Source organism: Pseudarthrobacter sp. LT1, assembly GCF_035621795.1.
GTDB lineage: Bacteria > Actinomycetota > Actinomycetes > Actinomycetales > Micrococcaceae > Arthrobacter.
On sequence record NZ_CP141830.1, the window covers coordinates 4,343,862 to 4,362,971 of the forward strand.

General features: G+C 66.8%; 16 protein-coding genes. 7 read left to right on the forward strand and 9 right to left on the reverse strand.

Going from position 1 to position 19,110, the window contains the following annotated elements:
* Positions 1 to 239 precede the first annotated feature (239 nt).
* From VIK36_RS20395 to VIK36_RS20405, 3 genes are all read right to left on the reverse strand, one after another.
* Positions 240 to 875 carry a GntR family transcriptional regulator gene (locus tag VIK36_RS20395; protein ID WP_324643423.1) on the reverse strand — a complete coding sequence of 212 codons (636 nt, stop codon included), beginning with the start codon at positions 873 to 875 and terminating at the stop codon, positions 240 to 242.
* Between the two features lie 41 nt (positions 876 to 916).
* Positions 917 to 2,380: an FAD-dependent tricarballylate dehydrogenase TcuA gene (tcuA, locus tag VIK36_RS20400; RefSeq protein WP_324643424.1), complete on the reverse strand. Its 1,464-nt coding sequence runs from the start codon at positions 2,378 to 2,380 to the stop codon at positions 917 to 919.
* Positions 2,381 to 2,500: 120 nt separating this feature from the next.
* Entirely contained in the window at positions 2,501 to 3,169 is a 669-nt protein-coding gene (locus tag VIK36_RS20405; protein ID WP_224023586.1) for a GntR family transcriptional regulator, read from the reverse strand.
* 319 nt (positions 3,170 to 3,488) lie between these two features.
* Between VIK36_RS20405 and VIK36_RS20410 the strand changes: the two genes are divergently transcribed.
* The 5 genes from VIK36_RS20410 (at position 3,489) to VIK36_RS20430 (ending at position 9,685) form a co-directional block, all read left to right on the forward strand.
* Positions 3,489 to 4,580, forward strand: a complete 1,092-nt coding sequence (locus VIK36_RS20410) for a PrpF domain-containing protein (RefSeq protein WP_324643426.1) — start codon at positions 3,489 to 3,491, stop codon at positions 4,578 to 4,580.
* A 39-nt stretch (positions 4,581 to 4,619) separates the two neighbouring features.
* A complete protein-coding gene (locus VIK36_RS20415; protein ID WP_324643427.1) occupies positions 4,620 to 5,717 on the forward strand; it encodes an ABC transporter ATP-binding protein in 1,098 nt (365 codons plus the stop codon).
* Positions 5,714 to 7,498 carry an iron ABC transporter permease gene (locus VIK36_RS20420; RefSeq protein ID WP_324643428.1) on the forward strand — a complete coding sequence of 595 codons (1,785 nt, stop codon included), beginning with the start codon at positions 5,714 to 5,716 and terminating at the stop codon, positions 7,496 to 7,498. The genes VIK36_RS20415 and VIK36_RS20420 overlap by 4 nt, the downstream gene beginning before the upstream one ends.
* Before the next feature lie 32 nt (positions 7,499 to 7,530).
* Entirely contained in the window at positions 7,531 to 8,649 is a 1,119-nt protein-coding gene (locus VIK36_RS20425) for an ABC transporter substrate-binding protein (RefSeq protein WP_324643429.1), read from the forward strand.
* A 79-nt stretch (positions 8,650 to 8,728) separates the two neighbouring features.
* Positions 8,729 to 9,685 carry a serine hydrolase gene (locus VIK36_RS20430; protein ID WP_324643430.1) on the forward strand — a complete coding sequence of 319 codons (957 nt, stop codon included), beginning with the start codon at positions 8,729 to 8,731 and terminating at the stop codon, positions 9,683 to 9,685.
* A gap of 42 nt (positions 9,686 to 9,727) precedes the next feature.
* On the opposite strand, the gene VIK36_RS20435 is transcribed toward VIK36_RS20430, so the two are convergent.
* Positions 9,728 to 10,633 (reverse strand): LysR family transcriptional regulator, encoded by a 906-nt coding sequence (locus tag VIK36_RS20435; protein ID WP_255173616.1) that lies wholly within the window; start codon positions 10,631 to 10,633, stop codon positions 9,728 to 9,730.
* A 128-nt stretch (positions 10,634 to 10,761) separates the two neighbouring features.
* Here VIK36_RS20435 and VIK36_RS20440 point away from each other — a divergent pair, with 128 nt between their 5' ends.
* Both VIK36_RS20440 and dctA read left to right on the forward strand, forming a co-directional pair.
* Positions 10,762 to 11,904, forward strand: a complete 1,143-nt coding sequence (locus VIK36_RS20440; RefSeq protein ID WP_324643432.1) for a PrpF domain-containing protein — start codon at positions 10,762 to 10,764, stop codon at positions 11,902 to 11,904.
* A 55-nt stretch (positions 11,905 to 11,959) separates the two neighbouring features.
* Positions 11,960 to 13,270 carry a C4-dicarboxylate transporter DctA gene (gene dctA / locus VIK36_RS20445; protein WP_324643433.1) on the forward strand — a complete coding sequence of 437 codons (1,311 nt, stop codon included), beginning with the start codon at positions 11,960 to 11,962 and terminating at the stop codon, positions 13,268 to 13,270.
* A gap of 415 nt (positions 13,271 to 13,685) precedes the next feature.
* Here the strand turns inward: dctA and VIK36_RS20450 are convergent, their stop codons facing one another.
* From VIK36_RS20450 to VIK36_RS20470, 5 genes are read right to left on the reverse strand one after another with little or no spacing between them, the layout of a single operon-like run.
* Positions 13,686 to 15,059 (reverse strand): NtaA/DmoA family FMN-dependent monooxygenase, encoded by a 1,374-nt coding sequence (locus VIK36_RS20450; protein WP_324643434.1) that lies wholly within the window; start codon positions 15,057 to 15,059, stop codon positions 13,686 to 13,688.
* Positions 15,060 to 15,071: 12 nt separating this feature from the next.
* A complete protein-coding gene (locus tag VIK36_RS20455; RefSeq protein ID WP_324643435.1) occupies positions 15,072 to 16,130 on the reverse strand; it encodes an LLM class flavin-dependent oxidoreductase in 1,059 nt (352 codons plus the stop codon).
* The gene (locus tag VIK36_RS20460; protein ID WP_255173621.1) at positions 16,127 to 17,185 is read right to left on the reverse strand and encodes a transporter substrate-binding domain-containing protein; all 1,059 of its coding nucleotides are present in this window, start codon (positions 17,183 to 17,185) and stop codon (positions 16,127 to 16,129) included. Before VIK36_RS20460 ends, VIK36_RS20455 begins: the two co-directional genes overlap by 4 nt.
* A 9-nt stretch (positions 17,186 to 17,194) precedes the next feature.
* On the reverse strand, positions 17,195 to 18,019 hold the full coding sequence (locus tag VIK36_RS20465; protein ID WP_324643436.1) for an amino acid ABC transporter ATP-binding protein: 825 nt from the start codon (positions 18,017 to 18,019) through the stop codon (positions 17,195 to 17,197).
* On the reverse strand, positions 18,019 to 19,047 hold the full coding sequence (locus VIK36_RS20470) for an amino acid ABC transporter permease (RefSeq protein WP_324643438.1): 1,029 nt from the start codon (positions 19,045 to 19,047) through the stop codon (positions 18,019 to 18,021). Before VIK36_RS20470 ends, VIK36_RS20465 begins: the two co-directional genes overlap by 1 nt.
* Between the last annotated feature and the right edge of the window lie 63 nt (positions 19,048 to 19,110).

Below are 19,110 nucleotides of genomic sequence, written 5' to 3' on the forward strand. Positions count from 1 at the left end.
GCCCCGGCGGAACGTACGACGGCGGCACCCGGCCGCCGCCGTCGTCGTCCGTTCCAGCGAAGCGGGCCCGGCGTCCCAGGCGACGGAAAAGCGAGGCGGGGCAGGCCCATTGGAGCCTGCCCCGCCTCTTTGCACCGGCTGATGCCCTGCGCCCGACTTTCGGGTTTCCTGTTGCGATGGAGTATGCAGGAACATCTGCCGGCGGGCTTGTAAAGGAACGCCTCCCGGCCGTCAGCGGCCTAGAGGGTCCTGGGATCTTCGGCGTACATCTTCAGCCTGATGTCCAAGGCGTCCGACATGTGGCGGGCGGCGATCTCCCCCGCCCGTTTGGAGTCGCCGTCCCCGATGGCGGCCAGCAGCTCGGCGTAGTCCGCCAGCACCACCGGCCACCGCCCCGGGTAGGTCAGGGTGGTGAGGGTGTACCGGCGCACCTGCTGGTCAAGGCGTTCCAGCAGTCCGATCAGCGACGGGCTGTGGGTGGCGTGCCACAGCTGGGCATGGAAGGCGCGGTTGGTTTCCGCGAGCGCCCGGCCATCATTGGGATCCAGCTGCTGCATCTGCGCCAGCAGCCCCGTGAGCAGCTGGCGGTCCAGGGCGGTTGCCTTGACGGCAGCCTTGGCCGCGGCGGCCTGCTCCAGGATGATCCTCGACTCGTAGATGTCGATGATCTCCTCGGCTGAGTGCGTACGGACCACCACCGCCTTGCCGCGCCGTTCCACCAGCCCGTCCTGTTCCAGCCGCTGCAGCGCCTCCCGCACCGGTGTCCGGGATGCCCCGTACCGCTCGGTGAGCTTCGCCTCCGTGAGCGGCTCGTCAGGCGCAAAGACACTCGCGAGAACATCCTCGCGGAGCCGCTGATGGATGGGACTGGCCACTTTTTCCTCTTTTCCGTTGCTGGTGGGGGCTGCTGTCTTGCCTAGGCGATGGAGCCGGCACGGCGGCCGAAGACGGCGCCCGCCGCGAGCCCGGAGCCGCCGGGGTAGTTTCCGCTGAACAAACCACCCAATGCTTCGCCGCAGGCATACAGCCCTTCGAGCGGCTCCGCGTCTTCCGTGAGCACGCGGCCCCACGTGTCCGTCTTGAGGCCGCCGAACGTGAAGGTGATGCCGCAGGTCACCGGGAAAGCGTAGAACGGGCCGGTGGCGATGCTGCGGGCCCAGTTGCTCTTCGGCGGCTGGGTGTCGGCCCGGCGTCCGTCCTTGACGTTGGGGTCGAAGGGCGAGCTGCCGGTGATCGAAGCATTGAAGTTGTGCACCGTCTCCTCCAAACCCTCGGGGCTGATACCGGCCTTTTGGGCCAGCTCGGCGAGGGTTGGAGCGGTGACCACCGAGACGCCCGGCATGTCGTACTCCTCGGCCCGCAGCATGGGACGGGAGGAGGCGTCAAAGATCTGGAAGGCAGCCGAGCCCGGCTGGGCAAGGATGTCCCGGCCGTACTTCGCGTAGGTGTAGTTGCGGTAGTCGGCGCCCTCGTCCACGAACCGCTTGCCCTCGCTGTTCACCACGATGCCCAGCGGGTACCCGCCGCGGGTGAGCTGGTTGGTGAGCTCCAGGTTGCTCTCGTTCCCCGGATGCCAGGCGTCCCAGGCCACGCTGTGGCAGGTGGACCAGTCGCCGCCCCTGGCCGCCCCGGCGTCGAGGGCAGCGAGGATCATCTCCCCCGTGTTGCCCGGCGTGCCGCGTACCTTCGCGTTCTGCCAGCCCTCACCCAGGTGCTGGCGGCGCAGTTCAGGTGAGGCTTCAAAACCTCCCGAGGCGAGGATGACCGACTCGGCCCGGAGCTCACCTTCCCCGGTGGACGTGCGGTACCGGACGCCTCGCACGCGGCCGTCCTCCTGGATGAGGCCGGTGGCTGCGCAGTCGTAGATGACCTTCACGCCCATGCGCTCCGCAGCGGCGCGGTGGTCGGCCATGAGTCCCTTGCCGCCGCCCACGTTGCCCACGTGCAGTCCGCCCCAGAACAGATACCCGCCGTCCTCGGTCCGGTAGGCCTGGCGCTCATACATCAGGCGGTATTTGAGCCCCATGCCCTGAAGCCAGCGCAGGGTCGGGTTGCTTTCGCTGACCAGGACCGCGGACAGTTCGGGGTCGTTGCGCCCTTCAGAGACCTTGGACAGATCGGCAAGGTATTCGGCGGCGGTGTAGGGGGGGACTTCGCTGGCGGCGTGCCGCTCATCAGGTTCCACGAATTCGATCAGCTCCTGGAGCCCGTCATGGGAGATGCGCGTGGCACCGGCGGTGTAGAAGCTGTTGCCGCCCGATGCGGCTTCCCGTGCCTTTTCCAGCAGGACAACTTTGCGTCCACGCTCGGCGGCTGCAAGTGCTGCCGCAAATCCGGCGTTGCCGCCGCCCACTACCAAAACGTCGCTCTTGATCATCATCAATCTCCTCAGCTCCATCGCTGTACACGATTGTATACATAGGTATGCAGTCGCATGCAATAGCGTCTTGGCGCAGGCTTTACGGGTTCAGCGGAAGAGGTTTAGTGCCGGATTGTGTGGCTATCCCAGGCGCGGGCTGCTGATTTCCTGGGCGTCGATGTACATCTGGATGCGGATATTCTTTGCCTCGTCCATGTGGGCGCTGGCGATGCGGCCGGCCTCCTCCGCGTTCCGTGCTCGGATGGCCACCAGCAGCTCCTCGTGCTCCTTCAGTACGCGGTCCCAGCGCTCCTTGGTGGAGAGCGTGGTGCCGGGGTAGCGGATGAAGTGGACCAGGATCCGGTCGAGCAGGTCAAGGAGGGCGGCGCTGTGGCTGGCGGCCCAGATGCGCTCATGGAAGGTGCGGTTGGCAGCGGCCAGTTCAGCGGGAGTGGCAGCATCAAAATCGAGGGTGACCATGGCCTGGTGCGCGCGGTCGATCAGCATCAGATCCATGTCCGTGTGCCGGAGAGCAGCAGTTTTTGCGGCCGCCTCCTCCAGGAAGGTCCGCACCTCATAGAGGTCCAGCATCTCCTCCGGGCGGTACTCCCGCACCTGCATGCGTGAACCGTAGCGCTCCACGAGCCCCTCGGTTTCAAGGCGCCGCAAGGCTTCCCTGATGGGCGTCCGCGAGACGTTGTACTTCTTGGCCAGGGCGCTTTCGACGAGCTGGGCACGGGGAGGCAGCTCCTGCGAGATGATGGCGTTCCTGATCATCAGGTAGGGGCTTGTCTCTGGTTGCGACGCCACGGGCGGCCTCCGGTCTTCATGGAAACAAGCGGCAGGGCGCGCCGGCGCCATACCTTTAGCCGCAATTCTAACGCACTGCATACCGTTTCGCCGCGCTGTGAACACCGTGCCGATTTTTCGCACACCCTCCGAAGCAGGCGCGGGCCCAAACGCCCTTACCGGTATTCACATTCCAAGGACTGTTGCTTAAGTCATACTAACGGTATACCGTTTGTGACCAACGCCATACAGCAGGCCAAATACCGGATTCCGGTTGGCTCAGCTTTGAACATTTACCCGGCGACTGCACACGGCAGCGCGGGGTATTCCAGGAGAACCAATGACGCTTCTATTCAGGGAAGAGCCGCAGGCCGGCACCCTCCCGGTCACCCCGGTACCGGCCACCCTCGTCCGTGGCGGCACCAGCAAGTGCTGGATATTCCGGGACGAGGACCTTCCGGCTGATGCCCTGGAGACGGACCGCCTCCTCATCCGCACCTTCGGCTCGCCGGACCTCCGCCAGATCGACGGAGTAGGCGGCGCCTCGTCCACCACCAGCAAGGCGATCACTGTGGCCGGCACCGATCCGGACGGAACGGTCCGCTACCGGTTCGCCCAGGTGGCCATCGACAAGCCGGCAGTGGAGTGGGCCAGCAACTGCGGCAACTGCGCAACAGCGCTGGGCCTGTACGCGCTCCATGCCGGGCTCGTCGCACCGACCGGCGAAGTCACCCGGGTCCCCATCCTGAACACCGTGACCGGCCTGCGCCTGGTCTGCGAGATCCCCACACCGGGGGCACAGGTACCCGCCTACGGCGGCCGGCGCCTCGATGGCCAGCACTACCCCGGCGTCCCCATCGACGTCATCTTCCAAAAAGCCTCCTGGTCCAGCTACGGAACACAGTTCCCCACGGGCAACGCCACGGATGACATCGAGGTCGACGGGAAGCGGTACCAGGCGACACTGATCGACGCCGGCGCCCCGGCTGCGCTCTTCGACGCCCAGGATCTGGGGCTGGACGCAACCGGCAGCGAGGAAGCCTTGGAGGCGCTGGTCCGGCTTGCACCGCAGCTGCGCGCAGCGGCTGCCCGCAGGATGGGCCTGCCGCAGGACCTCACATCCATTCCGAAGGTAGGCATCGTGGGACCTCCGCCCGCAGGCGCAACCGGCGTTTCGGCCCGGATGATCTCGATGACCGCACTGCACCCCGCCATCGGCCTCACCAGCGCGGTCGCCGTCGCGGCCGCCTCGGGCACACCAGGCAGCGTGGTGCAGCGCAGCGTGGTTCCGGCGGCGGAGGCCGGACTCTTTATCCACTTACTGAAAGGCACGACGGCGCTGGCACTGGATGCAGCCGATCCCGCTGAAGTCTCCTTTCAACGCTCGGCCCGCGTCATCAGCGAAAGCACCATCCTGGTGCCCAGTGACTGAAGAAACCCCTACCGGAAAAACCCAGCCAAGGAATCAGCCATGAAAATCAGCATTCAAAACCTGCAGCTGAAGTACGGAAGCTTCACTGCCATCGAAAACCTCAACCTCGACATCGAAGACGGCGAGGCCCTCGTCCTCCTGGGCCAGTCCGGTTGCGGCAAGACCAGCACGATGCGCTGCATCGCCGGCTTGGAGGAGCCCACCTCGGGGCGGATCATCATCGACGACGTTGTGGTCTTCGACTCCGAAAAGGGCATCAACCTGCCCCCGAACAAGCGCAACGTCGGCATGGTGTTCCAGTCCTACGCGGTATGGCCGCACATGACGGTGGCCCAGAACGTTGCCTACTCCCTCAAGCAGAAGAAGCTTTCCAAGAACGAAATCGACGAGCGGGTCATGGAGGCCCTCACGCTGGTGGGCCTGGAGCCCTACGCCGACCGCGGCGCCAGCCTGCTCAGCGGTGGCCAGATGCAGCGCGTCGCCCTGGCGCGCAGCCTGGTCATGCGGCCCAGCGTGCTCATGCTCGACGAACCGCTCTCCAACCTTGATGCCCGCCTTCGTGACCGGCTCCGGGTTGAACTGCGTGAAATCCAGCTCCAGCTGGGGCTCACCTGTGTGTACGTCACCCACGACCAGCACGAAGCCTTCGCCCTGGCAGACCGCATCGCCCTGCTCCAGGGCGGCCGGATTGTGCAGATGGGCGCCCCGCAGCACATGTACGAGGCACCCGCCAGCGCTTCAATCGCCCACTTCCTCGGTGTTTCCAACATCATGGACTGCACCCCGGAGGGCACGGCCACCGGGTCCACCACCGCACGCATCACCAACAGCGGGCTCACCATCCAGTCGGCGCAGCAGGCCAGCGACGCCGGCACATCCCCCAAGGTCTGCATTCGGGCCGAGGACCTGCAGATCACCGCCATGCCCACCGAACACCCCAACTCATGGCCCGGAACGGTACGCGTGGCGGGCTTCCAGGGCAACGACATCCGGTACGCGATCCAGCTGGAATCCGGACCCGAACTGGACGCCCTGGGCGGACTGCGCCGCGGCGAACAGCACAAAGTGGGAGACCGCGTGTGGGTGACCGTCAACCCCCGCGAAGTCCAGATCCTGCCGGCTGAGGTCCTCGCATGAGCCTCAAGACCACCGAAGCGGCCACCCGCGCCGACGCCCGCCTCGCACCAAAGCCGGCGCCCCGGGACTACCGCGCTGCCCGGACCCTCTCGGGCCTCCGGAAGAACACACCGGGCCTCATTGTCCTGGTCATCCTCGGCGTCCTCATCGTCCTTCCGCTTGCCCTGGTCCTGCTCGCCGCGTTCTCGGACAGCGTTCCCCGGCCGGGCAGCATCTCCCTGGGCGGCCTGACGCTGTCCAACCTGGCGCTGCTGGCCACCCCGGAAGCACTCGGCGCGTTGGTCAACTCGCTCATGGTCGGTGCCGGCTCGGCGCTCATCGCCCTGCTGATCGGCGCCTTCCTGGCCTTCGTCTGCGCCCGCTCCGATGCGCCGTGGCGGAAGTTCATCTTCTTCATCGGCATGGCGCCGATGTTCATCCCCGCCCTGGTGGGCGCCCTGGCGTGGTCGCTGCTGTGCTCGCCCAGCGCCGGCTACATCAACATCTTCCTCCGCGACCTGGGCATTGATGCCGCCATCAACATCTACAGCCTGCCGGGCCTGGTGTTCGTGCTGGGAATCTTCTACGCCCCGTACGCCTTCCTGCTGCTGCACAGCTCGCTGTCCATGATGAACGCCGACCTCGAAGAGGCTGCCACCGTCCACGGGGCTCCGCTGCGCACCATGCTGCGGACCGTCACCCTCCCCCTGGCCCTGCCGGCCATCCTGGGCTCCGCCGTCCTGGTCTTCGCGCTGACGATGGAAAACTTCCCCGTGGCCCAGGTCATCGGCAACCCCGCCGGCGTGGACACGCTGCCCACCTATATCTACCGCCTCATGAGCGCCACGCCCGCCAAGAGCAACCAGGCGGCCAGCGTCGCCGTGATCCTGACAGTTGCGCTGATGGCCGTGACCCTGATCCAGCAGCGCATCATCAACAAGCGCAAATTCACCACCATGACCGGCAAGGGCAACCGTCCCCGGCAGGTACCGCTGCGCAAGATGCGCTGGCCCTTCACGATCATCGCACTGGCCTACTTCGCGGTCTCCGTCGTACTGCCCATGCTCGCCCTGCTCGCCGCGTCCATGCAGGCCACCCCGTTCGTGTCCTCGATGTCGCAGCTGCTCGAAGCCAATTCACTCAGCTTCGCCAAGCTGATCGACGTCCTCGGATCCAACGACTTCCAGCTGGCCCTCAAGAACAGCGTCCTGGTGGCCCTGATCGCAGCCTTCGCCGGCACCACCCTCAGCTTCATCGCCTCCTACATCCGGTACCGCACCAAGTCCAAGGTGGGGCGCCTGATTGAACTGGTCGCCATGACCCCCCTGGCCGTCCCCGCCATCGTCATGGGCATCGGACTGCTCTGGACCTGGCTGCTGCTGCCGCTGCCCATCTACGGCACCCTGGCGATCCTCGCCGTCGCCTGCGTTGCAGTGTTCATGCCCCAGGGCTACCGCGGCGTCTCCGCGTCCATGCTCCAGATGGACCAGGACCTCGAGGACAGCGCGGTGATGCTCGGCGCCGGGCGGACCCGGTCCGTCCTGGATGTCACCCTGCCCCTGATGCGCGTGGGCATCATGTCCTCGTTCCTGCTGTTCCTCATGCTCTCCATGCGTGAGCTCAGCGCCTCCATCTTCCTCTTCACCTCGAACACCCGGATCCTGTCCATCCTCGTGTTCGACAACTTCGACAACGGCCAGAGCCAGGCGGCTGCAGCCGTCAGCGTCCTGTACTGCCTCGTCATCGGAATCCTCGCCGTCATCGCCCAAAAAGTCGGCGGCGAACGCAAGACCAAGAACTGACCTCACACCCACCTTTGAAAGGGACACCCACAATGAAGTTAGCGTCCAAACTCCCCGCCCTCACCGCCGCCGGAGTGCTGCTCGCCCTCAGCCTCACCGGCTGTGGAAGCGCCGCCCAGAGTGCCGGCGTGGTCACTGCCAGTGCGGCTGTGAAGACCGACGACGGGCTGGTCATCAACGGCGAGTCCATCGCAGACAAGGCCACCTACGAGAAGGCCAAGACGCAGACCCTGTCCCTCTACTCGGGCTACACCGACTCGTCCGAAAGCGCGCTGGTGGACGCCTTCACCAAGGACACCGGCATCAAGGTCAACGTTGTCCGCCTCACCCCGAACAAGCTCTCCGAACGCGTACTGTCCGAACAGGGCGCCGGAAAACTCAGCGCCGACGTCATCCGCACGTCCGACTACCGGATCGCCAAGTCCATGGAGGACGCCAAGGTCTGGAAGGCCTATGACGTCCCCGGCGCCTCGGCCCTCAAGGACGTTTCCGTCGACGGCGGCCAGTTCACCCGCATGTTCAACTCCGTGTACACCCTGGGCTACAACACCCAGCTGGTGAAGGAAGCCGATGCCCCCAAGTCCTGGGCGGATGCCGTCGGCGGCAAGTGGCAGGGCAAGCTGGGCATCGTCCAGGGCGGCTCGGGCGGCAGCACCGCGGCGCTGAACAGGTTCATGGAAACCAAGATGGGCGGCGACTACTTCGCCAAGTACGCTGCGCAGAAGCCCAAGATCTACGATTCCCTGGGTGCTGAAGCCACCGCACTGGCCCGCGGCGAGGTGGCCGTGGGAACGGTCACCATCAGCGGCACCAACATCTCGGCTGTCCAGGACAAGGCCCCGGTCAAGTTCATCGTCCCCGAGGAAGGCCTGGTCTCCTACGACTACTACCTGGGCATGACGGGCACCGCCACGAACGTGGAAGCCGCGAAGGTCTTCATGAACTACAACCTTTCCAAGCAGGGCCAGCAGGTCTTCGCGCAAATCGGTGAATACCCGGTCCGCACCGACGTGGCACCGCCCACCATCATGGGCGTGACCCTCCCCGCCGTCGACTCCGGCAAGGTTTTCCGCATGCAGAACACCGACGCCGTGACCTACGGCAAGGACGACCTCGCCAAGTGGAACCAGGTGTTCGGCTACACCAAGTAACCCCCAAATCCCATGCCTGGGGACCCGGCCTCCGCCGGGTCCCCAGGCTTTTTGGTTTTACCCGCCACCAGGAGGCCCCGTGACCGCCGCCCCAGAACTTCCGCTGCCCCGGAACACCTCGTCCCTGCTGGTCCTCCAGGACGGCAGGACCGTCGTCGAACTTGGCGACACCACCCGCGCCAGCTACGTCGCCTCTGTCCGCAAAAGCCTGCTCTCGGTCCTGTTCGGAATCCAGGTGGACGCCGGCACGGTCAACCTCGACGCCACCCTCGATGAGCTCGGTGTTGATGATGTGGGCGGCCTGCTCCCCCTCGAGAAAACGGCGCGGCTCCGCGACCTCCTGACCTCGCGGTCGGGGGTCTACCACCCGCCCTCCAGCCCGGGCAGTGACGAGGATGCCTTCCCTCCCCGCGGCACCAAAGCACCGGGGCAGTACTTCGTCTACAACAACTGGGACTTCAACGCCGCCGGCGCGATCTTCGAGAAGGCCGGCGGCCTGACGGTCTTCGACGCGTTCGAGAAGTACCTGGCCGGTCCGCTGGGATTCGAGGACTACGACCCCACCCGCCAGCGCATGCTCGGGAACGCTCGAAAGTCCGCCTTCCCGGCCTACCACTTCTTCCTCTCCGCCCGGGACCTGGCCAAGATCGGGCTGCTCATGGCGAGCGGCGGGCAGTGGGAGGGCCGGCAGCATGTCCCCCGGGAGTGGGTCAGGGACAGCGTGGCCACCCATGTCAGGCGCGCAGACATGGCGCCGGCCACCGGCTTTGGCACCTGCGACTACGGCTACCTGTGGTGGCTGCCCCGGGAACCCGGCCCGCAGTGGGAGGGGGCGTTCCTGGCTGCGGGAAACTACGGCCAGTTCCTGCTGGTCCTGCCGGCAATCCGCAGCGTCATTGTGCACCGGCGCTTCGTCAGCGACAGCTTCGCCATCGCCCGGAACACCCGCAACGCGGCCGCATCCCCGGCTCCCGTGACCCACGCCGAGTTCATGGACCTTGCCCGCGCGCTGGTTGCCGGCCCCCTTGCCAGATAGGCGCCAGGAAAGGTAAGTGCACGACGGCGGCACCCTCCTGTGTCAGGAAGCCGCGCCCTTGGCGATGGACCGGAAGACCTTGGTGGCCTGCTGCGCGGCGGGGCTGAGCCTCCGGTTTTCCAGATGGGCCAGGAGGATGCGGCGCTTCGGGGACCCGGCGAGCGGGACCGCTACAACGTCGGGACGCAGGGCCGTCAGCGCCAGCCTCGGTGCCAGGGCGATCCCGATGCCGGCCGCCACCATGCCCTGTGTCTCCTGGTAATCGTTGGCGGCAAACGCGATCCGCGGTTCGAACCCGGCATCGCGGCATACCCGGCTGAGGACGTCGGCCACGGGGTGCTCGTCGCGCACCACCCATTCCTGGTCGCTCAATGCGCCAATGCGGACCGAACCCAGTTTCGCAATCGGGTGCTCCCGCGGTACCAGCAGCACGGTGGGATCGTTCGTCAGCCTGACCAGGGTCAGGTCAGGGTCCTCGATCTGCTGCCAGGGATAGTCCCACAGGAGCGTCAGTTCGATTTCCCGCCGCCGCAGGCGCTCCAGCAGGCCGTCCCGGCGGGCGCTGACCACCGTCACGGCCACCTCCGGGTGGCGGGCGCGGAACGCCAGCACTACGTCCGGCATCAGGGAGGCCCCGCCGGTGGGAAAGGTTCCAAGCCGGAGCTGGCCGCGCCGAAGGCCCGCGAACTCCCCCATTTCGGCGCGGGCAGCTTCCACGGTCCTGTCGATGTCGTCCGCGTAGTGCAGCAGGGCGTGCCCCGCCTCGGTCAGGACCACACCCCGGGGATGGCGCTCGATGAGGACCACGCCCATCTCCTGCTCGAGTTTCGCGATCTGCTGCGAGACCGCCGAGGTGGTGAAGGAAAGGGCGGCCGCAGCGGAGGTCAGGGAACCGGAGCGGCCCACCTCGCGAAGCACATGAAGCCGGTGGAGATCGAGGATTGCCATGTACTGAGTTTAGCAAAAGTAGATAGTCGTCCATTTATTTGCGATTGTGCTGAAGGCTCGCATCCCGGATCGTAGAAGTACAAGGTGCTGTGAAGTAGAGCACCTGCAAGTTACGAGGGAGAAATACAGTGGGACTCAAAGGACATTGGTACCGGGGCGGCACCAGCAAGTGCTGGCTCTTCGATGCCAGGGACGTGGCCCTCCACGCCCCCACCCGCGAGGAAATCCCCGCACTGCTGTCAGCCGCTTTCGGCGCAGCGGATGCGCGGCAGCTGGACGGCGTCGGCGGCGGAACCTCCACCACGTCAAAGGCCGCAGTCATCTGGGCAACCCCGGGTGCCGAGGCAGACCTCGACTACCTTTTCGCCCAGGTGGGAATCGGTGACCCCACCGTTGAGCTCGGTTCCAACTGCGGCAACTGCGCCACGGCCATTGCCCTGTTCGCAGTCCAGACGGGCATTGTTCCCGCCCGGGACGGCATGACCAAGGTCCGCATGCGCCACGTCACGTCCGGCGCGGTGCTCAGCGGATCGGTTCCCACTCCCGGCGGCCAGATTCCCAGGTCCGGCCTGGCCCGGGTTCCGGGCAGCAGCGCCGCCGGTGTTCCCGTCAGCCTCTCGTTCCACGGCCCCTGGGGCCAGAACACCGGTGCACTCCTGCCGACCGGCAACACGGTGGACCAGCTCCAGGTCAACGGCCGGACCCTGGCCGCAACGATGGTGGACGCCGGCGCCCCTGCCGTGCTCCTCGCAGCCGACCAGGCCGGCGTCGATCTTTCCTCGATGACGGACAGCCTCACCGCCCAGCTGCCGGACCTTATCGGGGCACGTGCATCGGCCGGCCTCATCATGGGGCTCCGGAAGCCTGAGGATCCGCCGCAGAACGCTGTCCCGAAAGTCGGGGTTGTGGCACCTGCCGGCGACTACATCGCCGCGGACGGAACAACCATCACCGCCGGCAGCCACGACGTGCGGGTGCGGATGCTGTCCATGCTCGCACCCCACCCGGCCATCGGCCTGACCTCAGCCGTGGCAGTTGCCCTGGCATCCTCGCTGCAGTCATCGGTCGTAGCCACCGCAGCGGGCCAATCACCCTCCACCGGCACCGGAACCCCCCGCTTGCTGCGGGTCGGGACGCCCGCCGGCGTAATCACCGCCGAAATCATCACCGATGACACCGGCGCCGTCAGCGAAGTGGCCCTCCACCGGGCAGCCCGCCACATCGCCACCGCAGACATCGACGTGGCCCCCGCCGCCGAACTGTCCGCCTAAACCCCCATCTCTTTGCCCCATCATTAAGGGGCCGCACCAACCAGGAAGTTGTTCAATGAAGATCAAATCCATCCTCGGACACCTGTATGTCCAGGTACTCATCGGAGTCGCTCTCGGCGTCGTTGTAGGCGCACTCTGGCCGGACCTCGGTTCGTCCCTGAAGCCCATCGGCGACGGATTCGTGAAACTCGTGAAGTTCATGATCGCCCCCATCGTGTTCTGCACCATCGTCGGAGGCATCACCTCGCTGCGGGACACCAAGAAGGTGGGCCCCACCCTGATCCGTTCGCTTGGCCTCTTCTACGCGCTGACGGCACTCGCCCTGGCCCTGGGCCTGGCCGCGGTGACGCTGTTCCAGCCCGGCGCCGGGATGCACATCGATCCCACGCACCTGGACTCCTCGGTGGCGCAGAAGTACACCACGCAACTGCCCAGCAGCAACCCCGTGGACTTCATCCTCAGCATCATCCCCACCACCTTCGTTGGCGCCTTCGCCGACGGTGAAGTCCTGCCCGTGCTGGTCATTGCCCTGCTGTGCGGCTTCGCCTTCAGCAAGCTCGGCGCACCGGGCCAGCTGGCCCTGAACGTGGTCAACAGCTTCAACAAGCTGCTCTTCATCATGTTCGGCTACATCATGAAGGTAGCCCCCCTCGGAGCCTTCGGGGCCATGGCCTTCACCGTGGGCAAGTACGGCGCCCACTCCATCGGCAACCTCGGCATGCTGATCCTTGCCTTCTACGCCGCCTGCATCGTCTTCGTGGTGGTTGGCCTGGGCGTCCTGGCCAAGGTGACCGGCTTCAGCCTGTGGCAGATCCTGCGCTACTTCAAGGACGAATTCCTGATCGTCCTGGCCACGTCCTCCAGCGAACCGGTCCTGCCGCGCCTGCTGTCCAAGCTCGAGCGGATCGGCTGCGACCGCAGCGTTGTGGGCCTCGTGGTCCCCACCGGCTACTCCTTCAACCTGACCGGAACGGCCATCTACCTCACCCTGGCCTCCATGTTCATCGCCCAGGCCTGCGACATCCACCTCAGCTGGGGCCAGATCCTGCTGATGCTCGGCATGATGCTGCTGACCTCCAAGGGCGCAGCCGGCGTCACCGGCAGTGGTTTCGTGGCCCTGGTGGCGACCCTGACGGTCATGCCCACCCTGCCGGTGGCCGGCGTGGCCCTCATCGTTGGCATCGACCGCTTCATGAGCGAGGCCCGCGCCCTCACCAGCACGGTCTGCAACATCGTCTCCTGCGTGGCCATCGCCAAGTGGCAGGGTGAGCTGGACATGGGCAAGCTCCGCTCCGAGCTCCAGGCGGGTTTCGTGCCCACCGAGGCGGAAAAGATCCAGCTGGCCGAACCGGCCCTGGCCCACTAACCGGCCGGCAGGCCACCACCCCCAGTGTTTGCCCGGGATCCCAGCAGGGGTCCCGGGCAAACCCTTGCAAGGGGTACTACTTCACAATCCCCACGGAAAGGACCCGGAATGAGTGAGCGCCAAACGGAACAGGACACAGCGGAAGACTGTGACGCCGGCACGTGCTTCTACTGCCAAAGCCCGGAAACCGACTAGCGGCCCAGCCGTCGGCCGGCGGTGTGCGGCAACGGGCCCTAAACCCACTGTTCCCACACCGTCAGCTGCAGGCTGACGGTCCCGGACGAGCCAGCCACAACAGCACTAGCCCCCGCGGAAGGGCCGACGGCGGCACACGCCTCGCCGCCGTCGTCGTCCCTTCCAGCGAAACCAGCCTTCCCAGCAAGACCGCCCCTACCGGCAAAACCAGCCCGGCGCATCAGGCGCGGGCCGCCGCGACAGCCCCGTCAGCGGAACGCACCGGCGTCTCCAACCCCAGGTGCTCGCGGAGGGTGCGGCCCCGGTACTCCGTGGGGTACACGCCGCGTTCCTGCAGCTCCGGCACCAGGTGGTTCACGATGTCATCCAGCCCGCTGGGGACCAGCCACGGCGAAATGTTGAACCCGTCCACAGCCCCCACCCGCGCGTACTCGGCCAGCTGGTCCGCCACCGCCGTGTAGGAGCCGGTGAAGGTGGAATCGATCCGCGCCGTCTTCGAGGTGACGAACTGCCGGATGGACAGCCCCTTGTCCTTGGCCTCGGCCCGCCACTGGTCCGCCAGCTGCCGGGCCTTGGCACCGTGGAAACCGCTGCCGCGGGTCTCGGACGTTTCCTCCACCACCGGATCGATCTCCGGCAGCGGCCCGTCAGGATCGTAGGCCGAGAGTTCGCGTCCCCAGAACTGCTCCAGGTAGGCGATGGCCTGCTGCGGGCCGATCTGCAGGCTCCGCACCCACTCCTTCTTTTCCGCCGCCTCGGCAGCGGTCGGCGCCAGGATGAACTCGCTGGCCGGCATGATCTGGACGGCATTGGCCCCGCGGCCGGCGGCCAGGGACCGCTCCACCAGGTCCTTGCGGAACTCCACGGCGTCGTCGAACGTGGGGTGGGCGGAGAAGATCACGTCGGCCTGCCGGGCGGCGAAATTGCGGCCCTCGGGCGAGTCGCCGGCTTGGAACAGCACCGGCCGGTACTGGGCGCTGCCCGGCAGCCGCGGCGTCACGTCAACCGTGTAGTGCTGGCCCTCATGGAGCACCCGGCGGGCGGGACCGTCCGGCGTTTCCCACGAATCCCAGATCCGCTTGGCCGTTTCCACGAACGCCTCTGCGTGCTTGTACCGGTCCGCGTGGTCCAGGTAGCCGCCGCGGCGGAAGTTCGCCCCGGTCCAGGCGTTGTCCGTGGTCACGATGTTCCACGCCGCACGGCCGCCGGAGACCAGGTCCAGCGAGGCCAGCCGGTGGGCCAGGTCCGCGGGATCGTTGTACGTGGTGTTCTGGGTGGCCACCAGGCCGATGTTCTTTGTGACGGATGCCAGGGCGGCCAGCATGGTCTGCGCGTCGGGGCGGCCCACCACGTCCAGCGCGTGCGGGCGTCCCAGGTGTTCCCGCAGGCGCAGCCCCTCGCCCAGGAAGAACGCGGCGAAGAGTCCCCGTTCGGCGGTTTGGGCGATGCGGCGGAAGGATTCGAAGTCTGTCTGCGATCCGGACTCGGGGGCCTTCCAGATGGTGCCGGAGTTGACGCCCTGGAAAAAGACGCCGAACTGGATCTCGCCGGACGGAACGAACACCTCGGATTTAGCACGGGTGTGCTGTGTCATTGGATTTTCCCCTTACTTTCCGGTGCCAGCAGGCGCAGCGGCGGCGGTTGCGTAGCGGCTGGCCGGACGGTCCAGGCCCAGCACGTCGCGGAAGGTGCCGTCCTGCACCAGCGGGCGGAGTGCCCCGCGCCGGCGCAGTTCCGGCAGCACCAGCCGGCCCAGTTCCTCCAGGTCGACAAAGAGCGACGCCGGGTGCAGCCGCACGCCGTCGGCCTCCTTTAAAAGGTCGGCCAGGAAGTCGGTGAGGCCGGCTGCAGAACCTGCAAAAGCCGCCCGGCCGCCGTCGAACGATGCACCGCTCGCAGCCGCGGCCTGCCCGCGGGCGTCCAGCACGAGGTCGAGCTCGGCAACCACCGCAACGCCGGCTCCCACGCGGGCCCGCACATCACGGACCTCGGCAGCAAGCAGTTCCGGCGTTGGAGCGGACACCAGCACGGTGTCCAGGGCCTCCACCGGAACCCCGCCAATCAGGGAAGCAGGGGCCAGCACGGGCAGCTGCCCCTGCAGCGGCCGTGGAATGATGGAAGGCCCCTTGACGGAGTAGCCGGCGCCGGCAAAGCCGGCGGGCGTCTCGAAGTCCACATAATGCAGCTTGTCCACGTCGATGTACCGGCCGGTGGCAACATCGCGGATCACGGCGTCGTCCTCCCAGGAATCCCAGAGCCGCCGGGACACCTCGATGGACGCCGCGGCCTCCTGGCCCAGCGCTGCCCCAGTGACAACAGAACGTCCGACGGCGGCGGCAGCCTCGGGTGCCTCACCGGCGGTGACGATCCACCCGGCGCGGCCGCCGGAGACGTAGTCCAGGCTGGCCAGCTGGGTGGAGACGTGGAACGGCTCCGTATATACGGTGTCCACCTCGGGCACCAGCGCGATGGTCCGGGAAACCGGCCCTGCGAACGCGGCCCGCTGCAAAGCGTTCGCACGGCCGGGAGCGGGCGCGTCGGTGAAGGTAGCAGCATGGAAGCCCGCGGACTCGGCTGCCAGCACGGCTCGGGTGAGGTCCGCACCGTCCCAGCCGGCGCCGTCGAGCTCGATGGCCAGAAAGCCCGGGTTTTCAAAGGTACTCATTTCTGATCCTTCCCGGTCGGAGCGGCCGTGGCGGTTGCCGGCGTTGCCGCGAAGTTTTCCGCTGTGATGGTCTTGGATTCCGGCAAGGCTTCCTCGGACAGGCCCCAGCGTTCCAGCACCTTCCCGTAGGAGCCGTCCTGGATGACCTCGTTCAGGGCCTCGGAAATCACCGGCGCCAGCCCGTTGCCGCGCAGCGTGGTGGCGGCCACCAGGGTCTCGGACGGCCAGCCGGCGTTGACCTTGCCCACCACCTTCAGGTCGTCACGGGTGTTCTCCCGGTACACGGTGGACGGGTACGGGGCGATGTTCAGGTCCGTGCGGCCGGAGGACAGCGCCAGGATGGTGTCGGCGTCGGACGAGTAGTACTGCAGCGTGGCCGGCGCCTTGCCCTTGGCCTCCAGCTCCTTGTTCCAGGCCAGCAGGATCTTCTCCTGGTTGGTGCCCGAGCCCACGGAGATCTTCAGGCCGGAAATGTCGTCAGCGCCCTTGATGTCATAGGTGGAGGACTTCTTCGCTTCGAACCCCATGTACGCGGCCCGGTAGCTGGCGAAGTCGAACAGCTTCACCCGGTCCTTGTTCACGCCCACGTTGGAGAACACGGCCTCGAAGTCGCCGGACTGGGTCTTCAGCGGCCAGTTCTCCCAGGACGTGACCTGGACATCCAGCTGCAGGCCCAGCTTGTCCGCCACCAGCTGGGCGATGTCCAGCTCCGAGCCGATCGGCGTCTTGTCGTCCGTGGCGTGGAAGGACAGCGGGATGGACCCGGCGGTGGTGGCCACGGACAGCTTGCCGTCCTTGCCGATCAGTTCCGGGACCTTGGCGGCGAGCGCGGGGTCCTTCTCCGCTCGGATCCGCTGCTGGTCCGGCGAGGTGTTGTACACGACGCCGTTACGGGCCGCCGTCGTCTGCGCCCCTCCGCTGGGGTTGCCCGCAGCGGAGGCGCCGGGGTCCGCGCAGCCGGCGAGCGCGGCTGAGCCAAGGAGTGCGGTGCCAAGGAGGACGACGGCGGGACGCGCCGCGGGTGCGCGGCGGCGGCCGCTGGTGGGGAAAGCCATGGGAGTTCCTTAGATGTTGAAGGCCGGTTCGAGCACCTTGGAGAAGAAGCTCCGGGTGCGCGGTTCCTGGGGGTTGCTGAAGATGTCCTGCGGGGTGCCCTGTTCCACGATCTGGCCCTGGTCCATGAACACCACGGTGTCCGCCACGTCGCGGGCAAAGCCCATCTCGTGGGTGACGATGATCAGGGTGGTGCCGGACTTGGCGAGCTCGCGGATGACGTCCAGAACCTCGTTGACCAGCTCCGGGTCAAGGGCGGAGGTGGGCTCGTCGAACAGCAGGATCTTGGGGTCCAGGGCCAGCGCCCGGGCAATCGCCACGCGCTGCTGCTGGCCGCCGGAGAGCTGGCGCGGGTAGGCGTCAGCCCGGTCCTTGAGGCCCACCCGGTCCAGCAGTTCCAGGCCGCGGCTGCGGGCTTCCGCTTTGGAGCGCCGTGCCTTGCCGGGCTGGTGCGCGACGACGGGCGCTTCCGCCACGTTCTCCAGCGCGGTCAGATGCGGGAACAGGTTGAAGTTCTGGAACACCATGCCGATTTCGGTGCGCTGTTTCAGGATCTCCTTTTCGCGCAGTTCGTGCAGCCGGTCGCCCCGGACCTCATAGCCCACCAACTGCCCGTCGATGGTGATGTGGCCGCCGTCCACCTTTTCCAGGTGGTTGATGGTGCGCAGCAGGGTGGACTTGCCGGACCCGGAGGGGCCCACGATCACGGCCACTCCCCCGGGTTCCACCGTGAGGCTGACGCCTTTGAGGACTTCGGTGGTTCCGAAGGATTTGCGGACGCCGGTGATCTCCACCAGGCCGCGGGTGGCGGCGGGGGCGGTAAGGGTCTCAGTCATCAGAAGTTCCTCCGGGTGGGGACGGCCGCGTGGGTGGCGAAGAATTTGCGGGCCTTCTGCAGGGGCGTCAGCGGCAGGTTCCGCACCGCGCCCTTGGAGTAGTGCCGTTCGATGTAGTACTGGAAAACGCTCAGCACGGAGGTGATCACGATGTACCAGAGGGTAGCCACCAGCAGCAGCGGCAGGACCTGCTGCGTGCGGTTGTAGATCACCTGCACCGTGTAGAACAGCTCGGAGTAGGCCAGGACGTAGACGATCGAGGTGCCCTTGACCAGGCCGATGATCTCGTTGAACGCGGTGGGCAGGATGGCGCGCATGGCCTGCGGCAGGACGATCCGGGTGGAGCGGCGCCAGGCCGGGATGCCCAGGGCGGCCGCGGCTTCCAGCTGGCCCTGGTCCACGGAGAGGATGCCGCCGCGGATGATCTCCGCCGAGTACGCCGCCTGGTTCAGGGTCAGCCCCAGCACTGCTGCCGCGAACTGGCTGATCAGTGTGGTGGTCTGGACCTCGAAGAAGCGGACATCGGTGAACGGGATTCCCAGGCTGATCTTCTCGTACAGGTAGCCCAGGTTGTACCAAAGGAGCATCTGCACCAGCAGCGGCGTGGACCGGAAGATCCAGGAGAACGTCCAGGACACGGAGACCAGCAGCGGCGACGCGGAGAGCCGCATCAGGGCCAGGATGAAGCCGAGCACGAACCCCAGGATGCCGGAAATGGCGGTGAGCTTGAGGGTTTCCACCAGCCCGGTGACCACGGACTGGGCGGTGAACCACTGCGCCACCACGCCCCACTCCCAGCGCGGGTTGGTGGCCAGGGACCAGGCCACGGCCAGGACGCCGAGCGCGACGACGGCGGTCCCCACCCAGCGCCACGGATGCTTTGCTGCCACTACCCGGTAGGACGAGTAGTCCGGAGCCTGCCGGGCGGCCGCCCCGTCTTCTGGCCGCCCGGTTTTCGGTGGCGTTTCCGCCGGCGGTGCCGGCTGCGGCTGTTGTGACTGCGCCACCGTCGTTGCTGCTGAACTCATGTGCCACCTCGCTTCTCGTCGTGGGATCCGGTTGGGCTGTTGCCCCGGGTGGGACCGTGCGGC

Coding starts and splice junctions, on each gene's coding strand:
- VIK36_RS20410 (WP_324643426.1), top strand. CDS start 3,489: ATGACGCTTCTATTCAGGGAAGAGCCGCAGGCCGGCACCCTCCCGGTC.
- dctA (WP_324643433.1), top strand. CDS start 11,960: ATGAAGATCAAATCCATCCTCGGACACCTGTATGTCCAGGTACTCATC.
- tcuA (WP_324643424.1), bottom strand. CDS start 2,380: ATGATGATCAAGAGCGACGTTTTGGTAGTGGGCGGCGGCAACGCCGGA.
- VIK36_RS20450 (WP_324643434.1), bottom strand. CDS start 15,059: ATGACACAGCACACCCGTGCTAAATCCGAGGTGTTCGTTCCGTCCGGC.
- VIK36_RS20425 (WP_324643429.1), top strand. CDS start 7,531: ATGAAGTTAGCGTCCAAACTCCCCGCCCTCACCGCCGCCGGAGTGCTG.
- VIK36_RS20420 (WP_324643428.1), top strand. CDS start 5,714: ATGAGCCTCAAGACCACCGAAGCGGCCACCCGCGCCGACGCCCGCCTC.
- VIK36_RS20470 (WP_324643438.1), bottom strand. CDS start 19,047: ATGAGTTCAGCAGCAACGACGGTGGCGCAGTCACAACAGCCGCAGCCG.
- VIK36_RS20460 (WP_255173621.1), bottom strand. CDS start 17,185: ATGGCTTTCCCCACCAGCGGCCGCCGCCGCGCACCCGCGGCGCGTCCC.
- VIK36_RS20455 (WP_324643435.1), bottom strand. CDS start 16,130: ATGAGTACCTTTGAAAACCCGGGCTTTCTGGCCATCGAGCTCGACGGC.
- VIK36_RS20415 (WP_324643427.1), top strand. CDS start 4,620: ATGAAAATCAGCATTCAAAACCTGCAGCTGAAGTACGGAAGCTTCACT.
- VIK36_RS20465 (WP_324643436.1), bottom strand. CDS start 18,019: ATGACTGAGACCCTTACCGCCCCCGCCGCCACCCGCGGCCTGGTGGAG.
- VIK36_RS20435 (WP_255173616.1), bottom strand. CDS start 10,633: ATGGCAATCCTCGATCTCCACCGGCTTCATGTGCTTCGCGAGGTGGGC.